The sequence below is a fragment of the Ciceribacter ferrooxidans genome, from assembly GCF_004137355.1.
GTDB classification, from domain to species: domain Bacteria; phylum Pseudomonadota; class Alphaproteobacteria; order Rhizobiales; family Rhizobiaceae; genus Allorhizobium; species Allorhizobium ferrooxidans.
In genome coordinates, this window is record NZ_SDVB01000238.1 from 646,728 (window position 1) to 673,120 (window position 26,393).

The 26,393-nt window shown below is 63.2% G+C and carries 27 protein-coding genes, 1 tRNA gene and 1 pseudogene; 19 read left to right on the forward strand and 10 right to left on the reverse strand.

What is annotated here, in order from left to right; translation table 11 throughout:
- Positions 1–35: 35 nt before the first annotated feature.
- Complete coding sequence (locus EUU22_RS14070) at positions 36–410, reverse strand: hypothetical protein (RefSeq protein ID WP_129332598.1); 375 nt, start codon at positions 408–410, stop codon at positions 36–38.
- 227 nt (positions 411–637) lie between these two features.
- Positions 638–1,123: a cupin domain-containing protein gene (locus EUU22_RS14075; protein WP_129332599.1), complete on the reverse strand. Its 486-nt coding sequence runs from the start codon at positions 1,121–1,123 to the stop codon at positions 638–640.
- Positions 1,124–1,192: 69 nt separating this feature from the next.
- On the opposite strand from EUU22_RS14075, the gene EUU22_RS14080 reads away from it, so the two are divergent.
- Together EUU22_RS14080 and EUU22_RS14085 are read left to right on the forward strand one after the other, a co-directional pair.
- Positions 1,193–1,831, forward strand: a complete 639-nt coding sequence (locus tag EUU22_RS14080; protein ID WP_129332600.1) for a TetR/AcrR family transcriptional regulator — start codon at positions 1,193–1,195, stop codon at positions 1,829–1,831.
- Positions 1,832–2,017: 186 nt separating this feature from the next.
- The gene (locus EUU22_RS14085; RefSeq protein WP_129332601.1) at positions 2,018–3,244 is read left to right on the forward strand and encodes an aminotransferase-like domain-containing protein; all 1,227 of its coding nucleotides are present in this window, start codon (positions 2,018–2,020) and stop codon (positions 3,242–3,244) included.
- Positions 3,245–3,334: 90 nt separating this feature from the next.
- On the opposite strand, the gene EUU22_RS14090 is transcribed toward EUU22_RS14085, so the two are convergent.
- Positions 3,335–5,242, reverse strand: a complete 1,908-nt coding sequence (locus EUU22_RS14090; protein ID WP_245485029.1) for a CASTOR/POLLUX-related putative ion channel — start codon at positions 5,240–5,242, stop codon at positions 3,335–3,337.
- Between the two features lie 308 nt (positions 5,243–5,550).
- Between EUU22_RS14090 and EUU22_RS14095 the strand changes: the two genes are divergently transcribed.
- The 10 genes from EUU22_RS14095 (at position 5,551) to EUU22_RS14140 (ending at position 15,614) form a co-directional block, all read left to right on the forward strand.
- Positions 5,551–6,291 (forward strand): NUDIX hydrolase, encoded by a 741-nt coding sequence (locus EUU22_RS14095; RefSeq protein ID WP_129332602.1) that lies wholly within the window; start codon positions 5,551–5,553, stop codon positions 6,289–6,291.
- Between the two features lie 50 nt (positions 6,292–6,341).
- Positions 6,342–7,271: a PhzF family phenazine biosynthesis protein gene (locus tag EUU22_RS14100; protein ID WP_439329149.1), complete on the forward strand. Its 930-nt coding sequence runs from the start codon at positions 6,342–6,344 to the stop codon at positions 7,269–7,271.
- Between the two features lie 127 nt (positions 7,272–7,398).
- A tRNA-Lys gene (locus EUU22_RS14105) sits at positions 7,399–7,474 on the forward strand.
- A gap of 153 nt (positions 7,475–7,627) precedes the next feature.
- Positions 7,628–8,020, forward strand: a complete 393-nt coding sequence (locus EUU22_RS14110) for a hypothetical protein (protein ID WP_129332604.1) — start codon at positions 7,628–7,630, stop codon at positions 8,018–8,020.
- A gap of 351 nt (positions 8,021–8,371) precedes the next feature.
- Complete coding sequence (locus tag EUU22_RS14115; protein WP_129332605.1) at positions 8,372–10,984, forward strand: mechanosensitive ion channel family protein; 2,613 nt, start codon at positions 8,372–8,374, stop codon at positions 10,982–10,984.
- A gap of 111 nt (positions 10,985–11,095) precedes the next feature.
- Positions 11,096–11,359, forward strand: a complete 264-nt coding sequence (locus tag EUU22_RS14120; protein ID WP_129332606.1) for a hypothetical protein — start codon at positions 11,096–11,098, stop codon at positions 11,357–11,359.
- Positions 11,360–11,546: 187 nt separating this feature from the next.
- The gene (locus EUU22_RS14125; protein ID WP_129332607.1) at positions 11,547–12,371 is read left to right on the forward strand and encodes a response regulator; all 825 of its coding nucleotides are present in this window, start codon (positions 11,547–11,549) and stop codon (positions 12,369–12,371) included.
- Positions 12,372–12,473: 102 nt separating this feature from the next.
- Positions 12,474–13,820 (forward strand): diguanylate cyclase, encoded by a 1,347-nt coding sequence (locus EUU22_RS14130; protein ID WP_245485033.1) that lies wholly within the window; start codon positions 12,474–12,476, stop codon positions 13,818–13,820.
- Positions 13,821–13,929: 109 nt separating this feature from the next.
- Positions 13,930–14,856 carry an ABC transporter ATP-binding protein gene (locus EUU22_RS14135; protein ID WP_129332609.1) on the forward strand — a complete coding sequence of 309 codons (927 nt, stop codon included), beginning with the start codon at positions 13,930–13,932 and terminating at the stop codon, positions 14,854–14,856.
- The gene (locus EUU22_RS14140) at positions 14,853–15,614 is read left to right on the forward strand and encodes an ABC transporter permease (RefSeq protein WP_129332610.1); all 762 of its coding nucleotides are present in this window, start codon (positions 14,853–14,855) and stop codon (positions 15,612–15,614) included. The genes EUU22_RS14135 and EUU22_RS14140 overlap by 4 nt, the downstream gene beginning before the upstream one ends.
- A gap of 15 nt (positions 15,615–15,629) precedes the next feature.
- Here EUU22_RS14140 and EUU22_RS14145 read toward each other — a convergent pair whose 3' ends face one another.
- The 3 genes from EUU22_RS14145 to EUU22_RS14155 are packed head-to-tail and all read right to left on the reverse strand — an operon-like array spanning position 15,630 to position 17,368.
- Complete coding sequence (locus EUU22_RS14145; protein ID WP_129332611.1) at positions 15,630–16,331, reverse strand: TIGR02281 family clan AA aspartic protease; 702 nt, start codon at positions 16,329–16,331, stop codon at positions 15,630–15,632.
- Entirely contained in the window at positions 16,328–16,549 is a 222-nt protein-coding gene (locus tag EUU22_RS14150; protein WP_129332612.1) for a DUF1289 domain-containing protein, read from the reverse strand. Before EUU22_RS14150 ends, EUU22_RS14145 begins: the two co-directional genes overlap by 4 nt.
- A gap of 36 nt (positions 16,550–16,585) precedes the next feature.
- Entirely contained in the window at positions 16,586–17,368 is a 783-nt protein-coding gene (locus EUU22_RS14155; RefSeq protein ID WP_129332613.1) for an adenosylcobinamide-GDP ribazoletransferase, read from the reverse strand.
- 128 nt (positions 17,369–17,496) lie between these two features.
- Between EUU22_RS14155 and cobT the strand changes: the two genes are divergently transcribed.
- The gene (gene cobT, locus EUU22_RS14160; RefSeq protein WP_129332614.1) at positions 17,497–18,519 is read left to right on the forward strand and encodes a nicotinate-nucleotide--dimethylbenzimidazole phosphoribosyltransferase; all 1,023 of its coding nucleotides are present in this window, start codon (positions 17,497–17,499) and stop codon (positions 18,517–18,519) included.
- Positions 18,512–18,919, forward strand: coding sequence for a diacylglycerol kinase (locus EUU22_RS14165; protein WP_129332615.1), 408 nt, complete (start codon positions 18,512–18,514; stop codon positions 18,917–18,919). The genes cobT and EUU22_RS14165 overlap by 8 nt, the downstream gene beginning before the upstream one ends.
- A 31-nt stretch (positions 18,920–18,950) precedes the next feature.
- Here the strand turns inward: EUU22_RS14165 and EUU22_RS14170 are convergent, their stop codons facing one another.
- Positions 18,951–20,486, reverse strand: a complete 1,536-nt coding sequence (locus EUU22_RS14170) for a sensor histidine kinase (RefSeq protein WP_129332616.1) — start codon at positions 20,484–20,486, stop codon at positions 18,951–18,953.
- A 122-nt stretch (positions 20,487–20,608) separates the two neighbouring features.
- Between EUU22_RS14170 and EUU22_RS14175 the strand changes: the two genes are divergently transcribed.
- From EUU22_RS14175 to EUU22_RS14190, 4 genes are read left to right on the forward strand one after another with little or no spacing between them, the layout of a single operon-like run.
- Positions 20,609–21,187: a thermonuclease family protein gene (locus EUU22_RS14175; RefSeq protein WP_245485035.1), complete on the forward strand. Its 579-nt coding sequence runs from the start codon at positions 20,609–20,611 to the stop codon at positions 21,185–21,187.
- 19 nt (positions 21,188–21,206) lie between these two features.
- Positions 21,207–21,818, forward strand: a complete 612-nt coding sequence (locus tag EUU22_RS14180; RefSeq protein WP_129332618.1) for a glutathione S-transferase family protein — start codon at positions 21,207–21,209, stop codon at positions 21,816–21,818.
- 11 nt (positions 21,819–21,829) lie between these two features.
- Positions 21,830–22,474 carry a uracil-DNA glycosylase family protein gene (locus EUU22_RS14185; protein WP_129332619.1) on the forward strand — a complete coding sequence of 215 codons (645 nt, stop codon included), beginning with the start codon at positions 21,830–21,832 and terminating at the stop codon, positions 22,472–22,474.
- A 57-nt stretch (positions 22,475–22,531) separates the two neighbouring features.
- Positions 22,532–23,020, forward strand: a complete 489-nt coding sequence (locus tag EUU22_RS14190; RefSeq protein WP_129332620.1) for an Lrp/AsnC family transcriptional regulator — start codon at positions 22,532–22,534, stop codon at positions 23,018–23,020.
- A gap of 19 nt (positions 23,021–23,039) precedes the next feature.
- On the opposite strand, the gene EUU22_RS14195 is transcribed toward EUU22_RS14190, so the two are convergent.
- The 3 genes and pseudogenes from EUU22_RS14195 to EUU22_RS14205 form a co-directional block, all read right to left on the reverse strand.
- Positions 23,040–23,729 carry a DNA alkylation repair protein gene (locus tag EUU22_RS14195; protein WP_129332621.1) on the reverse strand — a complete coding sequence of 230 codons (690 nt, stop codon included), beginning with the start codon at positions 23,727–23,729 and terminating at the stop codon, positions 23,040–23,042.
- A pseudogene (locus tag EUU22_RS14200) lies at positions 23,726–24,604 on the reverse strand (NAD(P)-dependent oxidoreductase); the annotation flags it as partial. The gene EUU22_RS14195 and the pseudogene EUU22_RS14200, both read right to left, overlap by 4 nt.
- 94 nt (positions 24,605–24,698) lie before the next feature.
- Entirely contained in the window at positions 24,699–25,508 is an 810-nt protein-coding gene (locus EUU22_RS14205; RefSeq protein WP_129332623.1) for a class I SAM-dependent methyltransferase, read from the reverse strand.
- 160 nt (positions 25,509–25,668) lie between these two features.
- Here EUU22_RS14205 and EUU22_RS14210 point away from each other — a divergent pair, with 160 nt between their 5' ends.
- Positions 25,669–26,388 (forward strand): DUF2270 domain-containing protein, encoded by a 720-nt coding sequence (locus EUU22_RS14210; protein ID WP_129332624.1) that lies wholly within the window; start codon positions 25,669–25,671, stop codon positions 26,386–26,388.
- Positions 26,389–26,393: the final 5 nt, after the last annotated feature.

Sequence of the window (26,393 nt, forward strand, 5' to 3'; positions counted from 1 at the left end):
GGGCGGGTGTCTCCGCACCTGCGATGAACCGTCCGTCAGGCGGCCTTGGCGCGGTTGGTGAAGACCACGGCCACGAACAGCAGCATCGACAGGATGGTGACCAGCGAGCCGATCGAGGCCAGACCTTCCGTGATGCCGAGGACTGCGAGCGCTATTCCGGGTGCCAGCAGCACGACGCCGAGCGAGGCGACGGCGACATGAATCTTCGCCAGTCTTGTTTCCGCTGCCGTCGGGACGGCGTGATAATAGAGGCCGTAAAGCGCCACCGAAACCCAGCCCACGAGGTTGAGGTGGGCGTGGGCGGGCGCGAGCACATGGTCATGGCTGGCTCCCATGTAGATGCCGAGCGACATCGCGACGAGAGCGTAGAGGCTGGCGCTTGCCAGGCAGAAGAACGGTAGTCCACGCATTGTGATTTCCTCTCCTTTCTTGCGGAGGCGCCGCAGGATCCCCTCTGCTTACCGGCCCCCGGATTTTTACTGTACAACAAGGTCTTCGCGACGTCTTCGTCCCGTCTTTTCCGCCCGTGCAGTTTCGGGGGCTGATCACCGTCGCGCGGAGGGCAGATAGCGGCTGCCGGCGGTCGGCGCTTCCTAAAACTTCCCTAACTCAGTCGCCCTGCAGGTGACGTCGCCGGTCAGGCTGTCGGCGGCAGAAGCTCGATCCCGTAGCGTGAAGCCGCGGCGGCGATCATCGCGATGTCGGGAGGCGACATCGGCGGAAAGCTTGTCGTCGCCGGATCAACGACGTCGCCGACGGCGTCGAAGAAGCCTTCGTGGAAGCCGCCCGGAAGGTTGATGATCAGCATTCTCGCCGGCCTGTCGCCGGGGTTGCGGAAGGCGTGTGGCGTGTTCGGCGCGACATGGACGAAATCGCCCGGGCCGCAGAGGTGCGTCTTTCCATCAAGCATGAACTCGAACTGCCCTTCCGTGACCAGAAAGGCTTCCTCGTCCCTTTGCGTGTGGGGTGGTGAACCGGCGCCCGGCGCCGTCTGGCATTCCGCGAGGGAGAAACTGCCGCCGGTCTGGGCCGACCGCGCACGGAAGGTGAGAAGATTTCCGAGAAAGTGAAGTGTCTTCGACGGAACGGTCATGCCGTCCGGATTTTCAACTGTGGCATCCATGGTTGCGTCCTCCTGGCTTTATGCTACATTTGCATCGTAATGAGATTTGCGTCTCATAAAGAGGTAGGAATGACCGGTCAAGAGAAAAGTTTCGAACGTGTAAATCAGAAGCGTCGTACCCGCGCCGAGTTGCTGCGCGCTGCGCAGGACCTGACTGCGAAGGGCCAGCAGCCGTCGGTCGCCGACGTGGCCGATCATGCGGGCATCTCGCGAGCGACTGCCTACCGCTATTTCTCGACCTCGGAAGATATGATCCGGGAGGCGGCGCTCGACGCGGTGGCAAGCAGCATAGGCATCGAACTTCCGAAGGAGGGCGACGGGGTTGCTTCGGTGCCACTCCGGGTGGAGAGCGTCGTCCGGCAGGTCTACGACATGGTGGAAACGAACGAAGCGATGTTCAGGGCGCTGCTGGCAAGCAGCGTCAGCGGCAAGGGCGAGGCCAAGAGAGGTGCACGTCGCATTACATGGCTGACCGCGGCGCTCGAACCTCTGCGCCAGACGCTTCCGCATGACGATTTTCGGCGGCTGGTTCACGGCCTGGCCCTGATGACCGGGATTGAAACGCTCGTGGTTCTGAAGGATGTCTGCGATCTCAAACCCGGCGAGGCCCAAGAGGTCGTCCTCTGGGCGGCAAAGGCACTGCTCGCGGGCGCGTTGGATCGGTCCGTCGAACCAGCTGGAGAGGGGGCGTTGCATGGCCCGCGGTAGGCCCGGCCGGCGGATCCGGGGCACCACGTTCTCCGGAGTGTTGCCTCTGCCACCGCGTCGGGTCGGGATCCACTTCGGACCACGAGTCGGGTCATTTTTGTTGTGCTGCAATATAGGTCAGTATTGTTGACTTAACGATGCATCCATGATCTTCTCGGTGTTCCAGAACATACCGAGGAAACACCCATGCTGAACTGGGAAGCGATCTTCGCGACGCGCTCGTCGCGGATGCGTGCATCGGAAATCCGTGAACTGCTGAAACTGCTGGACAAGCCCGACATCATTTCGTTCGCAGGCGGGATTCCCGATCCGAAGCTCTTTCCCGACGAGCAGTTCAAGGCGGCCTATGCCGACGTCTTCGCGGGCGAGGGTGCCGGCGCGGCGTTGCAATACTCGGTGAGCGAAGGCTACAAGCCGCTGCGCGAATGGCTTCAGGGCGAGATGGGCCGGATCGGTATCGATTGCACGGCGGACAACATCTTCATCACCTCCGGTTCGCAGCAGGCGCTCGATTACATCGGCAAGCTCTTCCTCTCGCCGAAGGACACCGCGCTCGTCGGCTGGCCGACCTATCTCGGCGCGCTGCAGGCCTTCAACGCCTATGAGCCGACCTTCGACCAGCTCACGCTTTCCGGCAACCGGACGCCGGAGAGCTATCGGGGCGCGGCGCAGAAGGCGGGCGGCGAGGTGAAGTTTGCCTATCTTTCAACCGACTTTGCCAACCCGACCGGAGAGACGGTCGACCGCGCCGGACGCGAGCGTCTTCTCGCCATGGCCGAGGAACTCGACATTGCGGTCATCGAGGACGCCGCCTATCAGCATCTGCGCTACGAGGGAGAGGCGATCCCGCCGATCCTCTCGCTCGAGATTGCGCGGAAGGGCTCGATCGAAAATACGCGCACGATCTATTGCGGCAGTTTTTCCAAGACGCTGGCGCCGGGCCTGCGGGTCGGCTACGTCGTCGCCGCCACGCCGGTCATCCGCAAACTGGTCCTGATCAAGCAGGCAGCCGACCTGCATTCCTCGACGATCAACCAGATCGCCATCGCGCAAGTCGCCGAGCGCTATTTCAAAGAGCAGGTCGCCAAGATCAAGTCGGCGTATAGCGCCCGCCGTAACGCGATGCTCGCTGCGCTCGACCGCTATATGCCCGCAGGCGCGACCTGGACGAAGCCGGAGGGCGGCATGTTCATATGGGTCACCTTGCCGGAAGGCATGGACGGGGCCGCGTTGCTCGCCCGTTCCGTGGAGACGGAGAAGGTGGCCTTCGTGCCCGGCCAGGCCTTCTTCGCCGACCGTTCCGGCACCAATACGATCCGGCTCTCCTTCTCCTGCGCCGACGAGGCGATGATCGACGAGGGCATCAAACGGCTCGGACGGCTGATCGGCGGGGTGATCGCAGCGGCGGCCTGAAACGTTCCGCCCGAGTGAATGCACGAAGGCCCGCCGGAGACGACGGGCCTTTCTCGTGCGGGATGCCGCCCGCGATGGCGAGCGCGCCTTTCAGTCGCGGGCAAGCACGATCACCATGTCCTTCTTGTCGAAGGAAATCATCTCGGTGCGGTTCGGATTGACCGTGACGCCGCCGAGATTGCGCTCGTCTGGATCGTCCTCACGCTGCCGCCGGTAACCGATCGCGATCTCACCCCGACGCAGCGCCGAAAGCGCGATCGTGTGGAAGTTCACCGGCCTGTCGACCGCGACATAATCCGGCAGCGGGCGGAGGTAGATTTCCGACCCTTCCTCGTCGAGCAGTTCCCCGAAGATCGCGGCCATATATTCGTTCTCCGAGGCCTGCGCGAGCATCAGGCTGACCAGCTTGTTGCTGACGACGAAATCGTCGGCGCGCGTCACCTCCGCGAGTTCGCGGTTGCGCACATCGATCATCTCGCTGACGACACTGACGTGCTTGCCGGCCCGCTCCGCGATCTTGCGCAGCTGCAGGAGCGTGATCAAGGTCCGGGTATCGGCCGACTGAGCGCTCATGTGGTCGCTGTAGCCGAGGACGAGGACGTGGTCGTAGGACGGAACGTCGAGCGCCTCGAGCGCGGTACGGCTGCTCGTGTCGATCACCTTGTACTCAACGGTGAAACCCGATCCGGGCACCGCGAGCGAGGCGGCCTCCTGCTCGAACTGCGGCGTGTCGGCGGCAATCGTGAGCAACGAACCGGGAGCGACGTAGCGTGCAAGTTCCGTTGTGATCAGCGGGCCACGCCGGTTCCAGCCGAGAATGAGTGTTCGCTCGGGGCGGCGCTCTCGCATAACGACGGGCAGGATCGCGTCCTTGGCACAAACGGCCGGAGTGGACGAGATTCTGATCGAGGCGTCGTCCTCGGCGATGATGATCGCCTTCTCTCCGGGTTCGAAGACGCGGTTCGGAGACGGGTTGAGGTGTACCTTGCCTTCCTTGTCGCAGATGCCGATCAGCGTCGAGCTGTCGTAGGACATCGCGGCGGCGCCAAACGGCTTGCCTGCGAGCTCCGGCTGGTCGAGCGTGTAGATCTCGCATCCGTCGAAGTCGAGAAGTTCCGAATAGACGGCGCTGAGGCCAGCCTGGCGGCTGGAATGGACGACGATCCGCGAGATCAGGTCGTCGGCGAGCACGAGCTGCATTTCGCGCCCTCCGACGATCGTCGCGACCTCTGCATTTGCCGCGTCACGGATCTCGGCAGCGATCTTGTACGGTGCCGTGCGGCGGTTGGGATCGTTGACGAGCGCGAGCACGGTCTTGATGACCTGCGAATCCGGATCGTCAGTGTCGGGTGAGAGGACGATCACCGACCGCGAGGTCTGCGGGCTCAGGATGGCGAGGTCGTAGAGATTCGTCGGGTCGCCGCTGCGGCAGATGATCCTGGTGTTCTTGAGATCGCCGACCTTGGCGGCAATTTCCTCTTCCATTTCCACCTTGTCCCTTGCCGCCATGACGACGATGCGGGCGTGCTTGCGACTCTGGTTGGCGATCACCAGTTCCGAAATGATGTCGAAGATCGAGGTCGACCAGTTGAGAATGATCGTGTGGTCGTTCTCGATCACGTGAGAGCGGCCCTTGCGCAGTTCGTCGAGCTTGCCTTCGAGGCCGGAGCTGATCACGCTGATGAGGGCGGAGAAGACGAAGATGCCGGCGAACGTTACGGCGAGCGATACCCCGCGGAAGCTCCAGCCCTGGTCGCCGCCCATCGTGCCGGCGTCCATGGTACGCATCAGCGATTCCCACGCCGCCTCGACGAAGGTGACCGGCGAGCCGTCGTCGGGGCCGATTCCGCTCAGGGAGAGAAACGCGGCGGCAACGATGATGACGACGAGCGAGACGAGCGCCAGCCAGCCGATCAGCGCGACGGTTCCTGCCGACATGCTCTTGTCGAATTCGTAGCGCAACCGCGCCCGCCAGTTGGTGTTCGTCCTCATGCTCATGCCTTGCTTCATTTTCCCGGTGTACGGTGATCGCAGGAATTCTCTCCCCACATCAACAGGATAGCGGCTCAGGGGAGATGTCGACCCAATAAAAGTCCGGGACCCGAGCAGATACCGTCCAAGCGCTTCTTCGCGAAGGCTGAAAACGGATCGATCGTTCGGCCATCGGTGTGCAGCAGCACGAGATTTGACAACTGGTCGCGGCCTCGTCACTTTCCGCCCGGACGCTTCCCTTGGGACCGTCCGGCCTCGCGCTACCGCGGACGATGTCTGCACCACCTCGTCTCTGCCACTTCGGGATTTATCCAATGAACCTTGCGCCGGATCGTTCTGAACTCCTGTGGCCGCCGGAGAAGACGCTCTTTCAGGTCCGGCAGGTCACGCTGGCGGTGGAACCGGGCGATCATCCCTTTCATCTGGCGGAGCGGGAGGCGGCGGCACTCAACTGGCGCGAGGAGGTTTCGCGCAATCCGGCGCTGTTCGACGGAAAGATCGTGTTCCAGCGGCGCCTGAATTTTCAGGACGGAGCGATCAGCGGGACGGGGCACATCGTTCCCTATTCGACCTTCCTCTGGTGGCGCAGTCAGCCTGCGCCGACGAGTGGCTTCCATCTCTTCGGTTTCCCGGTGATTGTCTCGTCGGACGGCGCGATCATCGCCGTCAGAATGTCCGAGCACACCGCCAATCCCGGACAGGTCTACTGCGCTGCAGGCTCGCTCGACGATGGTGACGTCGTCGAAGGACATTGCGACCTCCTCGGCAACATGCTGCGCGAAGTCAGGGAAGAGACGGGCCTCGAACTCTCGACGGACGACACCGACGGCCAGTTGTTTGCCAGCCACCTGCGGCGGCGCGTGACGGTCTACCAATTCTTCCGCCGAGGCGAGAGCGCCGCCGAACTCGTGACCCGCATCGAGGAGCATATGCGCAGCGAGGAACGCCCGGAGATCGCAGGCGCCGTGGCGATCCGTTCGTCCGATCCGACTGCACATCGCTATGCCGCGGCCATGCTGCCGCTCATCGACTGGTTCTTCGCCGGGGACCGTTGACGCCATCGCTTGCGCCTGCGCTGCGGCTGGGGCAGTGTGCGGGCGACGGAATGCGGCGAGGAGAGAGATTGGTGCGGCGATACTGCATCTATGACGTGTTTACCGACAGCAAGCTTGCAGGCAATCCGCTTTGTGTCGTTTTCGACGGCGACGGATTGACCGACTTCGAAATGCAGGCGATCGCCCGCGAGACGAACCTTTCCGAGACGGTCTTCGTGATGCCGGCCGCAAATGCGACGCATACCGCTCGTATCCGCATCTTTACCCCGGCGCGGGAGCTGCCCTTCGCGGGACATCCGACCGTCGGCACGGCGGTCGCACTTGCCGAGAGGGAAGGGGCGAACGGTGCGACCGAGCTCGTCTCCGTGCTCGAGGAAAACGTCGGCCCGGTGCGCTGCGCTGTCCGGCTGCGCGAAGGCGAGGCGAGTTTTGCCGAATTCGACCTGCCGCGCACGTCGACCCGGATCGATCTTGCTTTTGATCGCCAGGCCCTCGCCGAGGCACTCTCCCTCAAGCCGCAGCAGATCGGATTCGAGAATCACGTGCCCTCGCTCTGGAGCGCCGGTGTTCCCTTCATCATGATTCCCGTCCAGAATATCGGCGCGGTCGAGCGGGTCGATTTCGATCCGCAGTTCTGGGAGAGAATCGCGCCGTTCGCCGAAGGGGGCCTCGCTTCGGCCTATGTCTATTGCCGCGGCGGCATCCATCACGGAGCGAAGTTCCATGCCCGCATGTTCAGCGCCGACATGGGTATCTCTGAGGATCCCGCGACCGGCTCGGCGGTCGCGGCACTCTCCGGCGCCGTCCATCACTTCGACGCGCTTCCTGATGGCCATCACCCTCTGCTGGTGGAACAGGGCGTGGAAATGGGGAGGCCCTCCTATATCCACCTCCATATCGACGTTGCCGACGGCGAGATTGCACGGGCGCGTATCGGCGGTCAGGCCGTTCGTGTGGCGTCCGGGTCCTTAGAGCTTTAAAAACAAGGCGTTAGACTGCGCGTGTGATTTTTTTCCGCCGGAGCCGCAAGTTTTTTTGCTCGGGCGCTGGACAAGTTCCGCGATCCTGTTTATACGCCCCCTCACGCCGCCAGACGGCGCGACGGTCGGGTGATTAGCTCAGTTGGTAGAGCAGCTGACTCTTAATCAGCGGGTCGTAGGTTCGAGCCCTACATCACCCACCATTTTTATCTTAACCATTGAAATTTCATCATTCCCGCTGAGAACTGTCGAGTGAAGAAAATCGACGGTTATGAAAAATTCTATGTTTTTCGGTCAGCTATCTGTCAGCTTCTGTTCCTTACAACCGCTCCCGTGTTCAACGAGGAGTGCACAAAATGAACAAGTTTCTGGCAACCACTGCAATGCTCACCCTGATGGCTTCTGCTCTTGTCTCCGGTCCGGCCCACGCCGGCGGTTGCGCGACGGTTGCCGCATGTCTCGGTCTCTCGTCTTCGTCCAGCACGGGCGGCTCCGACGACGGTGATCAGACCGCAAGCAATGACGACAATGGGACCGATGACGACGTGAACGGTACCGACGACGACAACGGCTCGGATGACGATCACAACGGATCGGACGACGACAACGGGTCGGACGACAGCGGCGACGACGATCATGGCGACAACCACGACGGTGGAGACCATGATGGTGGCGATCATGACGGCGGCGGCGACCACGATGGCGGTGACCATGATGGTGGCGATCACGACGGTGGCGACGACGATTGATCGGCTTTGGTCGGGCGGGAGGCTGACGGATCACGCCTCCGCTCTCCTTGGTGCGGGCGTCCAACTGGCGAACAGCCAGTGCGGAACGACGCTGGTACCATGCGGGCAAAATCGGAATACCAGGGGTGGCGATCAGCCGCCCCTTTTTGCGTCCGGGTGATGCCGACGGGGAGGTAGCGGCTCGCCGACGATGGTCGCCTTATGTTCTCGTTACCTTTCTGTTGTTCACGCCGTGTTCTCGCTATTTTCCCCGAATCTGCGATTTTTGCCTGTGGATAACTGTGGATAACTCCGTGTCTGCCGTTGCCGGCGCTCTCAGTGCCGATTCTCCGGCGACGCGTCGCTTGCGCCATGATGTTGCCGGGATCATGGAGCCGTTCCTTTTCTTTCGTGGCGTCAGGTACTATTGTCCGCCACGTTCCGCCACCAGCGAATGAAGGACCAGCCTTGTCGTTTCTCCGCATTCTCTTCCTCCTCCTGCTGACTGCGGGGGCAGGGGCTTTTCTCCTGTCACCCGTCGGGACGCATGTTGCCCAGGCGCAGGAGCCGGTCGTCGTACAGGACGTAACCTTGGAGCAGAAGGCGGCCGATCACATCGCGGACGTGAGGAAGCGGCTCGACGCGCTCGCCGCGGACGTCGAGCGCCGGGCGAGCGACGATGCCGCGCTGACCGATATCAAGGTGCGCGTCGATTCGTTGATCCGCGACGTCCTGAAGGTGTCCGTCGACCTGCGGCCGCGCCTGAACGAGATCAAGTCGCGGCTCGACCAGCTCGGCGAACCGCCGAAGGACGGGCAGCCGGCGGAGGCGCCGGCGGTCACGCAGGAACGTCACAAGCTCACTGCCAACCGGCTGGAGATCAACACGCTGACGGGGCAGGCCGAGGACATCTCGATCAAGGCTTCGGAACTATCCAACAGAATCACGAAGATGCGCCGTGATCTCTTTGCCGAGCAGTTGTTCGCTCATACAGAGATATCGATGGATGTGTTCTCGGAGGCGGCGAGCTCGTTTTCGAACGAAGCCTCCGATTTTCAGCGCACACTCGGCAGCTGGGTGACGTTCATCCTGAAGTTCAAGCGCGTGCCGCTCGGCATCGCGGTCATGCTTTCGCTCTCGCTCGCTCTCGTCTTGATGTTCGTCGAATACCGGCTGTTCGGGCGACTGATAAAGCGCGATCCGGCGATCGAGGCGCCGACCTACATGAGCCGCCTGTCGGTCGCATTCTGGTCGACCATCCTGCCCACGCTGGCGCTCTGCGCCTTCCTCGCGGCGACCTACTTCTTCCTGGACACGTTCAAGGTGCTCCGGCAGGACGTCGCACCGATGATGGCCGTCACCTTCGCGTTTGCGGGGCTGGTCGTGTTCGTCGGCCTGCTGACGCAAGCGGTCCTTGCGCCGAAGGCGCCCACCTGGCGGCTGATCCGGGTTTCCGACCGCGGCGCGCGCCATCTCGTGACGGCCGTCCTCCTGATGGCGGTGATCAACGGGCTCGACTATGTCTTCGGCACCATCAGCGAGGCGCTCGGATCGCCGGTTGTCCTGACGGTGTTCAAGAGTTTTCTCTCCTCCACGCTGGTCGGCCTCATCATCTTCGCCGTTTCCTTCATGACGCCGGTCGTCGCCGAGACAGGCGACGCACGCGCGCCGGGGCGTCCATGGCCGCGGTGGGTGGCGATATCGCTGCGGCTCGTCGGGCTCGGGCTGATCTTCCTCAGCGCCGTAGGCTATGTCGGGCTCGCGCGCTTCCTCGCAACGCAGATCATCGTCAACGGCGCGGTGGTCGTCACGATGTATATCGGCATCCTGTCGGGAAAGGCGATCTCCGAACCCGACCGCTTCGGTGACACGCGGGTCGGCCGCCATCTCGAACGGCGCTTCCTGCTCAATCCGGTCGCACTCGACCAGACCGGCATGGCGGCTGGCCTGCTGATCTACCTCTTCGCGCTGTCGATCGGCATTCCGCTGATCCTGATCTCCTGGGGTTTTCAGCCGGGCGACATCGAGGCGTGGCTCTTCACCATGTTCACCGAGGTCAATGTCGGCAGCATCCGGTTTTCGGTGTTCGGCATCCTCGGCGGCATCCTGCTCTTCGTTCTGGGCCTCATTGGAACCCGCTGGTTCCAGAAGTGGCTGGACGGCAGCATCATGGCCCGCTCGCAGGTCGATCCCGGCGTGCGCAATTCGGTGCGCACGGCGATCGGCTACCTCGGCACGGCACTCGCGGGGCTGATCGGCGTCTCCGCCGCCGGCATCGATCTATCGAGCCTGGCGCTCGTCGCGGGCGCGCTCTCGCTCGGCATCGGCTTCGGGCTGCAGAACATCGTGTCGAACTTCGTCTCCGGGCTCATCCTCCTGGCGGAACGGCCGTTCAAGGTCGGCGACTGGGTCGCCACCGGGACGACGGAGGGTTTCGTGCGGCGCATCTCGGTGCGCGCGACCGAAATCGAGACCTTCCAGCGGCAGTCGATCATCGTGCCGAACTCCGAGCTCATCAATGCCTCCGTCGGCAACTGGACACACCGCAACAGCCTCGGTCGTGTCGATATTCCGGTCGGCGTCAGCTACGACAGCGACCCCCGGCAGGTCATGGCGATCCTCGAGGAGATCGGGCAGACCCACGACGGTGTGCTGCGCAATCCCGAGCCTTTCGTCATTTTCGACCGCTTCGGGCCGTCGTCTCTCGATTTCCGTCTTTGCTTCTTCATCGGCGATGTCCTGAATTCCCGCGGCGTCAAGAACGACATCCACGTCACGATCCTGGAACGGTTCCGGGCGGAAGGGATCGGGATACCATTCCCGCAGCAGGACGTTCACCTGCACATGCGCCCCGCCGATGATGCGAGGCGTCCGGGCGAGCGACGGGGCGGTGGCGGCCCGATGCTTGCAGCGGTCGACGAACTGCCGGGTATGGCGGACGACGGCTTGCCGGCGGACGAGGCGAGTGGCAATTTGCTGCGATAAGGGTGTTCAGGCGGCGTTCAGGCCGGGCACGATAAACGAGGGGTGTCGGGTGAAGGGATTGCCGGAAGCCGACGGTGAGCAGGGGAGGCGTCCGCGAGACGCCGCGAAACGATGACGAGACTGGTACTGAGTGTTCTCCTTTCGACGTGCATGGCCGCCGGTGCCCTGGCGGCAACGGTCATCAACAGCGGATCGTCGACGGTGGTTCTGCAGGTCGTGGAAGACGGCTCGCGCGTCGAGCTTGCGGTCGACGCCGGCGCGAGCGAGAGCTTCTGCCCTTCCGGCTGCTTCGTCACGCTTCCAAGCGGTGACCGCATTGGCCTTGAAGGCGGCGAGACCGTCGAGATCAAGGACGGCACGGCCACCGTGAAGTGACGGCCGCGATCCGACGCGGCGAGCCAATCCGAAACATTGCTGGTCTCACAGACGACGGGCGGCCAAATGCCGCTCCTTCGCCGGAGCGTAAGTGTCCTCAGATGCTATTCGACGGGGCGCGGATTAATAGTTCCGCAAACCATTCGGTCTAACGTCCGGCGTCGATAAAAAGCAGCAAAGGCGCTCCATGACTTTCCTTGGTATTTCGGGCATGCAGTATACCGGAGAATCCTTTCCGGATGCGCGTATCATCGTCGCGGAAGATTCGAACGTCTTTACCTCGATGATCCGCACGAGGCTCAAGGAGCTCTTCAACATCGACGTGGAAATCTGTCGCTCTTTCGAGGACCTGCAGGCAGCGAACGAGCTGTCGGACGAGCCGGTGACGCTGGCGATTTCCAACATAAACCTGCCCGGAGCCGAGAAGGGCGAGGCGCTGGAATACCTGATCGACCTCAATATCCCGACGATCATCTTCACCGGGACCTTCCAGGAGCAGTTGCGCGAAAAGCTGCTCGCCAAGGACATCGTCGATTATATTCTGAAGGACAATATCTTCGCCGTCGAAATGCTGGCGGAGTCGGTCTGCCGCTTCCTAACGAATCATCGTCACCACGTTCTTGTTGTGGATGACAGTCCGACAGCGCGCGCTTTGCTGTCGAGCCGGTTGAAACGCTACAATTTTCGCGTCAGTCTGGCGGAAAGTGGTGCGAAGGCGCTCGAAATACTTAGGGCAAATCAGGATATCGGGCTGGTTATCACTGATTACAACATGCCCGATGTCGACGGCTTCGAACTGACGAGACGGATAAGGGGGGTGAGGGGGTCTCACGAGCTGCGGATCATCGGGGTGTCTTCCTCGACGGATCGCCTGCTATCGGCACGTTTCCTCAAGGTCGGCGGCAATGATTTCATGTTGCGGCCGTTCATCGACGAGGAGTTCTACTGCCGGGTGAACCAGAATCTCGACACCCTGACCCAGATAAAGGCGGCACAGCAAAGACTCTCCTGAGGCTGGCCGTACGCAAGTGACGAGAATGGGGTCGGGTGCGCGAGCGCCCGACCGATACCTGCATCTATCGTGCCACTCATTCGGCTTATGGAAGTAAGAGCAATGTCTTTGCCAACCGAAATGACTGCGGATACCAGGCCCACCTCGCGAAGGAAGGGGCATGTTCTGGTCATAGAGGATTCGCGAACGCTCTCCTCGATCCTGGCTCACCGGTTCGAAAAGGAACATGGCCTCAGGGTCACCCACTGCGCGACGACTGAGGACTTCCGGCACGCTGTCGCCGGGAGGGCCCGGCAATACGACGTCGCGGTGGTGGATCTGAACCTGCCCGACTCGCCCGACGGCCAGATCCTCGATCAGGTGGTTCAACACGATATCCCGGCCGTCGTCTTCACGGCCGACTTCAATCGCCACATGCGCGAGCGCGTGGTCGCGCGCGGCGTCGCCGACTACGTCATCAAGAACAACGAGCGGGCGATCGACATGGTGATTGGCGCCGTCGAGCGCATTCTCGCCAACCGCAGCGTCCGCGTCCTCGTCGTCGACGACGTCCCCTCGGCCCGCAAGATGCTTGCCGATCTCCTCAAGCTGCAGCAGTTCCAGGTTTTCGAGGCCTCGACGGGAACGGAGGCGATGACCATGCTCGAACAGCACCCGGGCATCGAACTCGTCGTCACCGACTACAACATGCCCGACATGGACGGCTATGAACTGACGCGCCGCATTCGGCGGGTGCATACGTCCGACCGGGTCCGGATCATCGGCATCTCCTCTTCGGCGGACCGGCTGCTCTCGGCGAGCTTTCTCAAGGCCGGCGCCAATGATTTCGTCTACCGTCCCTTCGTGGTCGAGGAGTTGCAGTGCCGGATCGGGCACAATGTCGAGACGCTGTCGCAGATCCGGCAATTGCGGCTGGCCGCCTTCAGCGACTATCTGACGGGGCTGCGCAACCGGCGCCATTTCTTCGACGAGGGACCGGCGATCGTCGCCTCGTGTCTCGACCGTGACGAGCCCTGCAGCATGGCGATGCTCGACATCGACCACTTCAAGCGGCTGAACGACACCTGCGGACACGAGATCGGCGACCGGGTGCTGAAGGCGGTCGCAACCCGCCTGCGGGAGACGCTCGACGACACGGACCACATGCTCGCGCGGCTCGGCGGCGAGGAATTCGGGATCCTGCTGGTCGGCATGGACATCCAGCAAGCGAGCGATTTCTGCGAGATGCTGCGCCGTCAGATCGCGGACGTCAGGGTCGCGCTCGACGACGCCGACCTTGGCGTGACCGCCTCCATCGGCGTGGCACAGGTCGAGGGGCAGGAGAACTTCAGCAATTACCTCAATGCCGCGGATCAGTTCCTCTATCTCGCCAAGCGCTATGGCCGAAATCGCGTCTATTCCGAACTCGCCATCCTGCAGGAACTGACACTGAAGCCTGTCGGGACCTGAAAGCCGGCAAGAGCGAAACGGATCGACAAGTCGCGCAGAGGGTGGGGTGGTATCCCGGCTCGACGTTTCTATATAGAGGGTTCACGACCCTCCAGGAGCTTCTTTCCCCATGTCTCCGATCCTTTCCATTCGTGATCTCAAGAAGACCTATGCCAACGGTTTCGAGGCCCTCAAGGGTGTCTCGCTCGACATTTCCGAAGGAGAGATCATCGCGCTTCTCGGCCCGAACGGTGCCGGCAAGACGACTCTGATCTCGATTGCCTGCGGCATCGCCAATCCGAGCGGCGGCCAGGTGCTGGTGGCCGGTCACGACGTCGTCAGCGAATTCCGCAAGACGCGGTCGATCATCGGCCTCGTCCCGCAGGAACTGACGACCGATCTTTTCGAGACCGTGTTCAACACCGTGAGCTTCTCGCGCGGTCTCCACGGCAGGAAGCCGGACCCGGCCTATATCGAGAGTATCCTCCGCGAGCTGTCACTGTGGGACAAGCGTGACAATGCGCTGCGTGAGCTTTCCGGCGGGATGAAGCGGCGCGTGCTGATCGCAAAGGCGCTGGCGCACCAGCCGCGCCTTCTCTTCCTCGACGAGCCGACGGCAGGCGTCGACGTCAACCTGCGTAAGGACATGTGGCAGCTCGTCTCGCGGCTGCGCGAGGGCGGCGTGACGGTGATCCTCACGACGCACTATATCGAGGAGGCGGAAGAGATCGCCGACCGGATCGGCATAATCAACCACGGCGAACTGCTCCTGGTCGAGGACAAGGACACGCTGATGCGCAAGCTCGGGCGCAAACAGCTCGCCATCGATCTCGTCGAGCCGATCGATGCCGTGCCGCCGCATCTCGCCGCCTGGCAGCTCGAGCTTTCCCCCGGCGGCACGCGACTCATCTACGATTACGACCGGCAGACCAATCACGGGGGCATCACCGGCCTCCTCTCCGCCATCGAGGCGGCAGGGGTGCGGTTTGCCGACCTTTCTACGCGGCAGTCGTCGCTCGAGGACATCTTCGTTTCGCTCATCGGAGAACAGGCATGAACGTCGAGGCGATCAAGGCGATCTATTTCTACGAGATGGCGCGTACTCGCCGGACACTGCTTCAGAGCGTGGTGTCGCCGGTGGTCTCCACGGCGCTCTACTTCATCGTCTTCGGTGCGGCCGTCGGCTCGCGCATGCAGGAGATCGGCGGGGTCGCTTACGGCGGCTTCATCACGCCCGGCCTCATCATGCTGACGCTGATCTCGCAATGCGTGGCGAACGGATCGAGCGGAATCTATTTCCCGAAGTTCACCGGAACGATCTACGAGGTTCTTTCATCCCCGGTCGCGATGACGGAAATCCTGATCGGCTATGTCGGGGCGGCGACCACCAAGGGTATGATCATCGGTCTCATCATCCTGGCGACGGCCGCCTTCTTCGTCGATCTCTCGATCGCGCACCCGGTCCTCATGCTGTTCTTCATGCTGATGACCGCCGTTACCTTCAGTCTCGCCGGCTTCATCATCGGTATATGGGCGAAGAATTTCGAGCAGTTGAGCCTCGTGCCCATGCTGGTCGTTCCGCCGCTCATCTTCCTCGGCGGTACCTTCTATTCGGTCGAAGTCCTGCCGCCGTTCTGGCAGACGGTCAGCCATTTCAACCCGGTTTTGTATCTCGTGAGCGGTTTCCGCTGGAGCTTCTTCGAGATATCGGACGTTGAGCCGCTCATCAGCATTTTGATGATCGTTGCCTTCCTCGGGCTCTGTCTCGGTTTTCTCTCGTGGGTGTTCAGAACGGGGTACAAACTTCGCAACTGATGACGAAAGGCCGGATCAGTCCCTGAGGCGCAGTTCGTCCGACTGCATCTGCAGCGACTGCAGGGTGGACAGGAAGCTCATGCCGAGCAGGCTTTGGTCGAGTTTGCCATCCTCGACCACGAGCCCCTCGACATCCGTGCGAAGAATCGGGCCGATCGCCACCTGCCGGAGCCTCGCCGGTGCGGCCATGGCGCGGCCATTGGCCGTCAGGATCGTCCGGGTGAAGTTCAGGCGCGCCGGATCGATGCCGATCCGCAGGGCGTCCTCGTAACTCAGGGCGACCGAACTCGCGCCCGTGTCGACGACCATCGGCACCGATACGCCGTCGACATCGACGCTCGTCACGAAATGACCGCCGAGGGATTTCTGCAGCACCACCTCGGCGCCGCCGTCGCTTGCCGTCACCACCACGGCCCGGCCGGGGACAAGCCCGGCCAGCAGCCGCTCGCCGACGGAGCGGAGCTCGCCGCGATAGAGATAACCGGTGACCAGTGCCAGGATGATGAGCAGCCAGAGCGCCATCTGGCGCACCGTTTCGCCGAGGCTTCGCCGGCTTGCAAGGATGCCGACGGAGAGCAGCAGGGCGAAGGGCAACAGCCGGATCATCTCGCCGAAACTGTCGTCGTCCATGCCGAAGTTGCGGGCGCCGCCGTTGGTGAACAGGAGGACGACGAGGCCGAAGCCGAGAATGAGGAAGACGACGAGGAGCCGCATCAGCCGTTCTCACGCTCCCGCGCCATACGGCTGCGGCGGGTCTCGCGGCGCGGCTTGCGCTCGACGGTTTCGAGCCTTGCGGGGAGGCTGGTCATGATCGTCCTGCGCTCGGCGTCCGAATAGGAGGTCCAGAGTGCGATCTCGTCCCTGGTCCGGCCGCAGCCGAAGCAGAAACCGGTCTTCGTGTCGATCGAGCAGACGAGGATGCAGGGCGATTCCATCGGCGGTCCTTGTGGTGCGTCCTCTATATCGTCCGGTCAGGAACTCACTGCAAGGGCGATGAGCGCTGCGGCCTCGCAGACCTGCTGCGTCGCGCCGATCGTATCGCCGGTATGGCCCTGGAGCTTCTTCCTGGTCAGGGAGGTGAAGACGGCGGCGGCGAAGGCCGCTGTCGCCAGGGTGACGATCGTCGTGAAGAGCGACGTGGCGGGCAGAACGAAGAGGACCGCGAGGATCGCGCCGCTCACGAGCGCCGTCTGCAGGGCGGGCTTCTCCGGCATGCCCGCAGCGGCGGCCACCCCTTGTGTGCGGGCGGAGGGCAGCGCCGACCAGTGCCAGACCATCAGCGTTCGGCTGAGCGCGGCGACGCCGACCACGCAGGCCGCCGCGGCAAGCGACGAAGTCTCCATCGCGAGCTCAGAAAGTGCGGCGATCCTGAGGCTGAGAATGAGCACCAGCGCTACCGCGCCATAGGAGCCGACGCGACTGTCCTTCATGATCTCAAGCGCGTGTTCGCGGTCACGTCCGCCACCGAAGCCGTCGGCCGCGTCGCCGAGGGCGTCCTCGTGGAGGGCGCCGATTGTCAGCACCTGCGTCGTGATGGCGCAGACCGCGGCGAGCAACGGGCCGGCGCCTGCCGCGAGCATGAACGCGAGAACCGCGGCACCAGGCAATGCAATCACCACCCCTGCCGCGGCGAAGGCACGCACCGTTCGCGAGAGCCTGCCGTCAGACCCCTCGAAGACATGTCCCGGGACGGGGATCCGGCTCAGGAAACCGACGGCCCTTGCCGTATCGTTGAGGAATTCGCGCAAAACCATGGCCGCCTGGTGCTCCGTTGCGTTCGCGACAGCATTGGCCGCAATTTCGGTTGTTGCGGTGGCCGGCGCTCAGTATTAGAGGAACCCACAAAGCCGATTTGGCGGAAAAAGACAAGGAAGCCTCCTTCATGACTGTGACCGGCCTGCCGTTCGACGATTTCCGTGCGCTGCTGCGCGACCTGCCGGGGCCGGAGGCCGCCGCCCTCGTTGCCGCGCGTGACCGGGACCGGCAGCTGACCAAGCCGCCGGGTTCGCTCGGCCGGCTCGAGGAGATCGCCATGTGGCTCGCCGCCTGGACCGGTCGTCCGCCGGCGGTCAATCGTCCGCTGGTGGCGATCTTCGCCGGCAACCACGGCGTCACCAAACACGGCATCACGCCGTTCCCGCCATCCGTCACCCAGCAGATGGTCGAGAATTTCGCCGCCGGCGGAGCCGCGATCAACCAGATCTGCTCGACCTTCGACCTCGGGCTCAAGATCTTCGACCTCGCGCTCGACTACCCGACCGGGGACATCACCTGCGAGGCCGCACTCTCCGAGCGTGACTGCGCCGCCACCATGGCCTTCGGCATGGAAGCCATCGCCGGCGGCACCGATCTGCTCTGCATCGGTGAGATGGGGATCGGCAATACGACGATCGCAGCGGCGATCAACCTCGCACTCTACGGCGGCACGGCCGAGGAATGGGTCGGTCCCGGCACCGGTTCGCATGGCGAGCTTTTGGAACGCAAGATCAACGCCGTGAAGACGGCCGTCGAGTTCCACCGCGCCCATCTCGACGATCCGCTCGAGGTCCTGCGGCGCCTCGGCGGGCGCGAGATCGCCGCCATGGCCGGCGCCATCCTGGCCGCCCGCGTGCAGCGCATTCCGGTCCTGATCGACGGGTACGTTGCGACCTCGGCCGCGGCTATCCTCAAGGCTGCCAATCCCTCGGCGCTCGACCATTGCCTCATCGGCCACGTGTCCGGGGAACCGGGCCACCTGAAGGCCATCGAGAAGCTCGGCAAGACGCCGCTTCTGGCGCTCGGCATGCGCCTCGGCGAAGGCTCGGGTGCGGCCCTTGCCGCCGGGATCGTCAAGGCCGCAGCGGCCTGCCATTCCGGCATGGCGACGTTCGAGAGCGCGGGCGTGAGCAACCAGACCGATGGCTGAAGAGAAGCGCCACACCGCGGCCTCCGCCGACGACACGAGCAATCCCATCCGCAAGGAAACGGGCATCGCGCATTTCTTTGCGGCCTCACGTTATTCGCTGCAAGGTTTTCTGAGGCTTTACGAGGAGTCGGCCTTCCGCCACGAATTGCTCGCCTTCGGCGCCGGTCTTGTCCTGCTGTGGCTGATCGGCGCCAGCTTCAGCGAGGTCGTGACCTACCTCGTCCTGATGCTGCTGCTCTTCGCCGTCGAGGCCCTCAATACGGCGATCGAGGAGCTTGTCGACCGGGTGTCACCGGAAATCTCGACGGTTGGACGCAACGCCAAGGATCTCGGTTCCTTCGCGGTTTTCTGTCTTCTTGTCGCGAATGCCGGGTTCTTCGCCTATACCGTCTTCTTCTGAAGACCGCTCAGTGGCGCGCTGACCGTCAGGTTCAGGCGAACTGCCGCCGGCGCGGCTGCACGGCCTGCGTTTCGGAGACGGCCGGAATGCTCTGCAGCACGCGGCGCGCGGGCAGGATGGCGATCACTTCCGTGCCTTCCCGCAGTTTCGACTTCAGCTTGAATTCGCCGCCGTGCTTGGCAAGGATCGCCTGCACGATCGGCAGGCCGAGGCCGGTTCCCTGTTCTGCGCTCTTGATCGCGACCGAGCCCTGTCCGAAGGCCGAGAGCACGATCGGGATTTCGTTTTCGGGGATGCCGGGGCCGTTGTCGCGGATCGAGACGTACTGGCCGCCGCCGGCGGTCCAGCCGGCCTTCACGAGGATTTCGCCGCCCTGCGGCGTGAATTTTACCGCGTTCGACAGCAGGTTCAGGATGACCTGACGGATCGCCTTCTCGTCGGCCCAGACGTCGGGCAGGTTCTCTTCGAACTGCTCCTCGATGGTGATGTTCTTGCCCTTCGCGCGCAGTTGCACCATGCCGATGCAGTCTTCGGCGAGGTCGAGCAGCGAAACCGCTTCTTCATGCAGTTCGAACTTGCCCGCCTCGATGCGCGACAGGTCGAGAATCTCGTTGATCAGGTTGAGAAGGTGCTGGCCCGAGCGATGGATGTCGTCGGAATATTCTTTGTAGAGCGGGTTGTTGAGCGGCCCGAGCACTTCCGTCGCCATGACTTCGGAAAAGCCGAGGATGGCGTTGAGCGGCGTGCGAAGCTCATGTGACATCGAGGCGAGGAAGCGAGATTTGGCGAGGTTCGCCTCTTCGGCCCGTCGACGCGCCTCGTCGGAAAGGGATTTCGCCACCTCGAGCTCCGCGATGAGATCGTCCTTCTCGCTCTGGAAGGAGAGAAGCTTGAGGTTGTTCTGATAGAGGCGGAGCGTGATGAAGAAGAAGAACACGAGCGCGATCGTGAACATGCCGAGGAGGCCGGCCTCAAGAGGAGCGCGCGTCGTGGAGGTGGTGTAGATGAGGGCTGCCACCGTCGGAAGGAAGCCGAACACCACGGCACCACGCAGGAGCATGTTGGCCATTGCGGTAACGGACAGGACGATAAGCAGCACTGCGCCCTTGAAGAGGACGAAGGTGTCGCCCGTACAGTCGTCGCAGCCCTGTAGGGCAAAGACCGCCCAGCACACGCCCATGCCAGTCTGGCCGAGGAGCAGAAGGCGACGCCATCTCTTGATCGCAAGCGTCGCCCGGTCGCGTTTGGAGATGTGACGGGCGAGCAGGATGTTGAGTGAGTGGACCGTGAGGGTCAGCAGTGCCCAGGAGTATATCCACGGAGCGAGGCTGACATAGGCGCCGAGGCCGCCGGCGAGCAGGACCATGAACGGCACGACCGCCGCTCCCTGGAGGGCCGAGTCGACGTGCATTCCGAGCAATTCGCGATCGAAGGCCGGGGATCCGGAGTGGCTCGATTGCAGCCGTTCGCGCATCGTGCGAACCGCTTTCGACACAGCCTTGTTACGGTGGCTGCGGGAAAGGTCGACGATGTTCTTGTCGGCCGTGGTCGGGACGCCTTTACTCATGCTTCAAAATGTCGTCTGTCGCGCGATGATGCGAGGCTAACGGCAAAAGATTAAGAAGATGCTCTCGAAAAGGATTTGTTTGCCATGCTCGAAAAGCCTTCGTTCGTGAAGAAGGCCGGATTGTGACGGGTTTTCGGCGCAGTCTTCGCGACGGCGTGGTCGGTGTCGCCATGTTGCTGCTCGCGCTGCTGATCATCGCCAAACTCGATCGGGATGGGGAACGGGACTTCTCCGGCGACCTCGTCGCCATCGACGGGGATACGCTCGCCAATGGCAAGGGCCGGGCGAGGCTCGAAGGCATCGATGCGCCCGAGCTCTCGCAGACATGCAGACATCACGACGGAGAGGCGTGGCGCTGCGGTGTCGAGGCAAGGCGCCGCCTCGCGGCGCTGCTGGCGGCTCCGAGCTTACACTGCAAGGGCGGCGCGTTCGATCGCTATGACCGCCTTCTGGTGCACTGCCGGACGGGAGAGGTCGACGTCAACGCGTTCATGGTCCGGGAGGGGTTTGCCGTCTCCTATGGCGGCTATCCGGCGGAGGAGGCGGCCGCCCGCCGGGATGGCGTCGGCATCTGGAGCGGGGAATTCGACCGCCCGGAGGTGTGGCGACGCGCGAACAGCCTGGATGCCGGCGAGATGGCGGCCGCCGATACGGGCGACCTTCTTTTTGCTTTTCTCCGGCGCCTCTTTGGTATCAATTGACCGACCACGGAGGATACAGATGAAGCTTTACGATGGCGGACGGGCGCCCAATCCGCGCCGGGTGACGGTGTTTTTGAAGGAGAAGGGCATCGAGGTCGAGATCGTGCCCGTGGACATGAACACCCTCGGTCACAAGGCGCCGGAACTCACCGCCAAGAACCCGCTGCAGCGCCTTCCGATCCTCGAACTCGACGACGGGACAGTGCTTTGCGAGTCGGTCGCGATCTGCCGTTATTTCGAGGAGCTTCAACCCGATCCGCCGCTCTTCGGGATCGATGCCAAGGACCGGGCGATCGTCGAGATGTGGAACCGCCGCGCCGAGCTCATCTATTTTGCCGCCGTTGCCGCAGCCTTCCGGCACATCCATCCGGCCATGGTGTCGTGGGAGGTGCCGCAGGTGCCGGAATGGGGTGAGGTCAACAAGCCGAAGGCTGTCGAGTTCCTGCGGTTCCTGAACGACGAACTTGCCGGGCGGCCTTATGTCGCCGGACAGCGCTATACCATCGCCGACATCACGACGATGATCGCCTTCGACTTCATGAAGCCGGCACGCATCACCTGTCCTGACGAGTTCGCCCATGTGTGGCGCTGGTACCGCGAGGTCGCGTCCCGTCCGAGTGCGGCGCTCTGACGGGCGCGCCGATGGCCGATGATCGGCTGGAGGAATTGCGTCGGGAGATTTCGCTGTGCCGGATTTGCCGAGACCATCCGCAGGGCGGGCCAGCATACCGCCTGCCGCACGAGCCGCGCCCGGTCGCCGTCCTTTCCGGGACGGCGCGCATCCTGATCGCCGGTCAGGCGCCCGGTCTTCGGGTGCACGAGACGGGCTTGCCCTTCAACGACGCCTCAGGCGACCGCCTGCGGCAATGGATGGGCGTGGATCGCGAGGCCTTCTACGACCCGGATCGTTTCGCCATCGTTCCGATGGGGTTCTGCTTTCCCGGCTACAACAGCAAGGGTCACGACCTGCCGCCGCGGCCTGAATGCGCGCCTGCCTGGCGCGATCGCGTAATCGCCGCGATACCGCAGATCGAGCTCGTCCTGGCGGTTGGGCAATATGCGCAGGCCTGGCACCTCGGCAACCGGCGGAAGCGAACGCTCGGCGACACGGTGCGGCGCTGGCGTGACTACTTCCACGACGTCGACTCGCCCGGCCCGAGAGTGCTGCCGCTGCCGCATCCGAGCTGGCGAAACACGGTATGGCTGAAGAAGAATCCATGGTTCGAGCAGGAGTTGCTTCCGGTCCTGCGCGAGGAAGTGGATCGTTTGTGTTCTTCGCCTTTGTAAGCTTTCAAAACGGAAAATCTCCGCTATACCGGGAATAATTTTCCGAAGGATCATGGCATGGACCGTCTCGACCGAAAGATTTTGCGCATACTCCAGGAAGACTCCACGCTCGCCGTGGCCGATCTGGCCAAGAAGGTCGGGCTTTCCACGACCCCCTGCTGGCGCCGAATCCAGAAAATGGAGGAGGATGGCGTCATTCGCCGCCGAGTGGCGCTTCTCGATCCCGGCAAGGTCAACACCAAGGTCACCGTCTTCGTGTCGATCCGCACCAACACCCATTCGATCGAGTGGCTGAAGCGCTTCTCCGAAGTGGTGGTGGATTTTCCGGAAGTCGTCGAATTCTACCGCATGAGCGGCGACGTCGACTATCTGCTGCGCGTGGTGGTGCCGGACATCGCCGCCTATGACGCCTTCTACAAGCGGCTGATCGCCCGCATCGAGATCCGCGACGTCTCTTCAGCCTTTGCCATGGAGCAGATCAAGTACACGACCGAGCTGCCGCTCGATTACATGCTCCTCGACAACCAGAAATCCCAGGAGGACTGAGCACGTCCCGTCGGGGCGGTCAGTCCTTCAGGCGTTCCAGCACTTTTTCGCTCGTAAGCTCGCGCACGGCATCCTTGCCGGTCCAGCGGGCGGTCTTGTCAGCACCGGTGGCGAGCTTCTGCGCCAGCGCGAGCGCCGGGCCGTGGCAATTTCGGCTGCGCTTGCCGATGTTGCGGAGCGCCCAGTTCACCGCCTTTCTGACGAAGTTGCGTTCGTCCTGCGCATGGGCTTCGACGAGCACCAAGTAGCCGAGGATCAAACCGTCCGGCTCCTTCTTCAGGTGCACAGCGGCGGAGGCGATCATCGAAAAGGCGGTGCGGCGCACGAATTCACGCGCATCGGCGGCGAATTCGGGAATGAGGTCCTCGAGTCGTGCGGCCACGAAGAGGTCCGCGGCGGCATCGACGATCTCCCAGGAGGCGAAATCGCCGGCGAGGCGGCGCGCCGTCGCGGCGTCCAGCGTCTTCGGGTCGAGCGTGTAGAGCGCCAGCATCCTTGCTTCCCGGATGCCGGTCTCCCAGAGTTCGAGCGCCCGGGCAGGGTTCTTCTTCACCTGCCGGGCGATCTTTTGCATCACCGGGTTGGAGATGCCGAGCGCATTGTCGGTCTCGATGCCGAACCGGCCCATGCCGGCGATGTTCTCGTCATTCCTCAGCGTTCTGAGGAAGGTGACGATCTCACCTGTGGTCGCGGCCGGTCCGAGGGTCATTTTTCCAGCCGCGCGAGAAGCGAGGAGGTGTCCCAGCGCCTGCCGCCGAGCTTCTGCACCTCGCCGTAGAACTGGTCGACGAGTGCGGTGACGGGCAGGGCGGCGCCGTTGCTGCGGGCTTCCGAGAGCACGATGTCGAGGTCCTTGCGCATCCAGTCGACGGCGAAGCCGAAGTCGTACTTGCCCTGGTTCATCGTCTTGTAGCGGTTTTCCATCTGCCACGAGCCGGCCGCGCCCTTGGAGATGACTTCGATAACCTTTTCAATATCGAGGCCGGCTTTCTTGCCAAAGTGAATCCCTTCGGCGAGGCCCTGGACGAGGCCGGCGATGCAGATCTGGTTTACCATCTTGGTGAGCTGGCCGGCACCGGCGGGGCCCATGAGCCCGACCATTCGCGCATAGGCGTCGATCACGGGCCGCGCGCGTTCGAAGACTTGTTCGTCACCGCCGCACATCACCGTCAGCACGCCGTTCTCGGCACCTGCCTGACCGCCGGAGACGGGAGCGTCGATGAAGGCGCAGCCTCTGGCCTTCGCGGCCTCATAGAGTTCGCGGGCGACCTCGGCAGAGGCGGTGGTGTTGTCGATCAGCACGGCGCCCGCCTTCATACCGGAAAGAACGCCGTCCGGGCCGATGGTCACGGAGCGGAGGTCGTCGTCGTTGCCGACGCAGGTGAAGACGAAGTCAGCATCGCGGGCCGCGTCCGCCGGGGTAGTGGCCGACCGGCCGCCGTGCTGCTTCACCCAACTCTCGGCCTTGGCGGCCGTCCGGTTGTAGACGGTGAGGTCATGGCCTCCCTTCGCCTTCAGATGTCCGGCCATGGGATATCCCATGACGCCCAGTCCGATGAACGCAATCTTGGCCATGCCGTCTCTCCCAAAAGTTCGTTTGCAGCGAAAGCTTTAGAGGAAAGACGCCGGCTCCTCAATCGCGATCTCCGGGAGAGGCGGACCGATTATCGGCGACCGTTCAGCCCTTCAGGCGCGCAATCACCAGATGGCCGGGGCTCGGCTCGCCATCCTGCATGCGGACGTTGATGTCATCGATCTCGATGATCTCGAACCCGGTCTGTTGCAGCCGTTCGCGGATATAAGCCTCCGAATGCAGGAAGCGCTGGTGCGGGCCGACGATGTAGGCGCGGCCGTCCTCGGCGGAGAGGGTTTCGGAGGAAAAAGCGAAGATGCCGCCCGGCACCATGTTTTCGGACGCGCCGAAGAAGAGCGGCTCGAGCGCGCCGAGATAGGGCAGCACGTCCGTCGCGGTGATGAGGTCGAAGGCCTCCTCGTCGTTATCCTCGAGGAAGTCCTCGACTTCGGCGACGTAGAGCGTCTCGTAGAGGTCCTTTTCGTGGGCGAGCTCGACCATGTTCTCCGAGATGTCGATGCCGGTGATGTCGCCGACCATGTCGCGGAGCGTGCCGCCGGTGAGTCCGGTGCCGCAGCCGAGGTCGAGCATGCGCCGGAACGGACCGAGGCCGAGTGCCTGCAGGCGCTGGCGCACCATCATCGGCACCGCGTAGCCGAGCTGTTCGACGAGGATGTCCTCGAAGGCTTCCGCGTGCTGGTCGAAGAGGGTTTCGACATAGGCGTCGGGGGCCTTCGGTGGCGTCTCACCGCGACCGAGCGCGGCTATGCGGACGGCCGCCCCGCCATGGTCTTCGGGGTCGAGCGCCAGTACTTCCTCATAGGCCTTGACGGCAGCGTCGATGTCGCCCACTTTTTCGAGCGCGAGCGCGCGGTTGTAGGCCTCTGCTAGGGCTTCCTCATCGATCTTTGCCATGTTCAGGTTCCTTGGGAGGCGTAGCTGTTCCAGCGCCGTTGGCGCGAGGCTCGGGTCTACAGGCTCCGGGTGCATTTGGCAATGCAGGCGCCTGGAACCGCAGGGCCGACTTTCCCGTTGTGGAAAGTGATCAGATGACTCTTGCGTTCAGGGGGGAGAAATGGCCGATGAGCCTTCATTGGGGGCGGCGGTGCGTGAGCCGAGCAGCGCGCCGACGCTGCCCGTCACGTCCGCCGAGAAGGCGAACCTGATTATTCATTACTACCGCGGCGAGATCGGCCGCATGATCAGCTGGCGCGACCGTATCGATCGGAGCTCCAACTGGGCGATCACCGTTGTCGCCGGTCTGCTTTCGGTGTCTCTGTCGACACCGACGTCCCATCACGGCGTCGTGCTTTTCGCCATGCTGCTGGTCTCACTGTTCCTGTTGATCGAGGCCAGGCGCTATCGCTTCTTCGACGTCTATCGCGCGCGTGTGCGGCAACTCGAGCGCTACTACTTTGCCCAGGCGCTGAGCCCACAGGACGGGCTTAGCCCGGACTGGGCGGAGGCTATCGCCAAGAGCCTGCGCCAGCCGACCTTCCTCATCGGCTACCGCGAGGCTTTTTTCCGCCGCATCCGCCGGAACTACTGCTGGATGTATCTCATCCTCCTGCTTGCCTGGACACTCAAGATATCGACGCCGAAACTCCTGCCGGACCAGCCGCGTGCGGACATGGTCCATTCGCTGGCGCAACTGGTCGACAATGCAGCGCTCGGAGCCGTACCGGGCTGGGTCGTGCTGGCGATTGTCGGCCTCTGGCACGCGGGAATTCTCTATGCTGCCTTTCACAAGGAACCCGACGAGGGCGAATTCGCCCACGGCGAGGTCCATGTGTGACATCC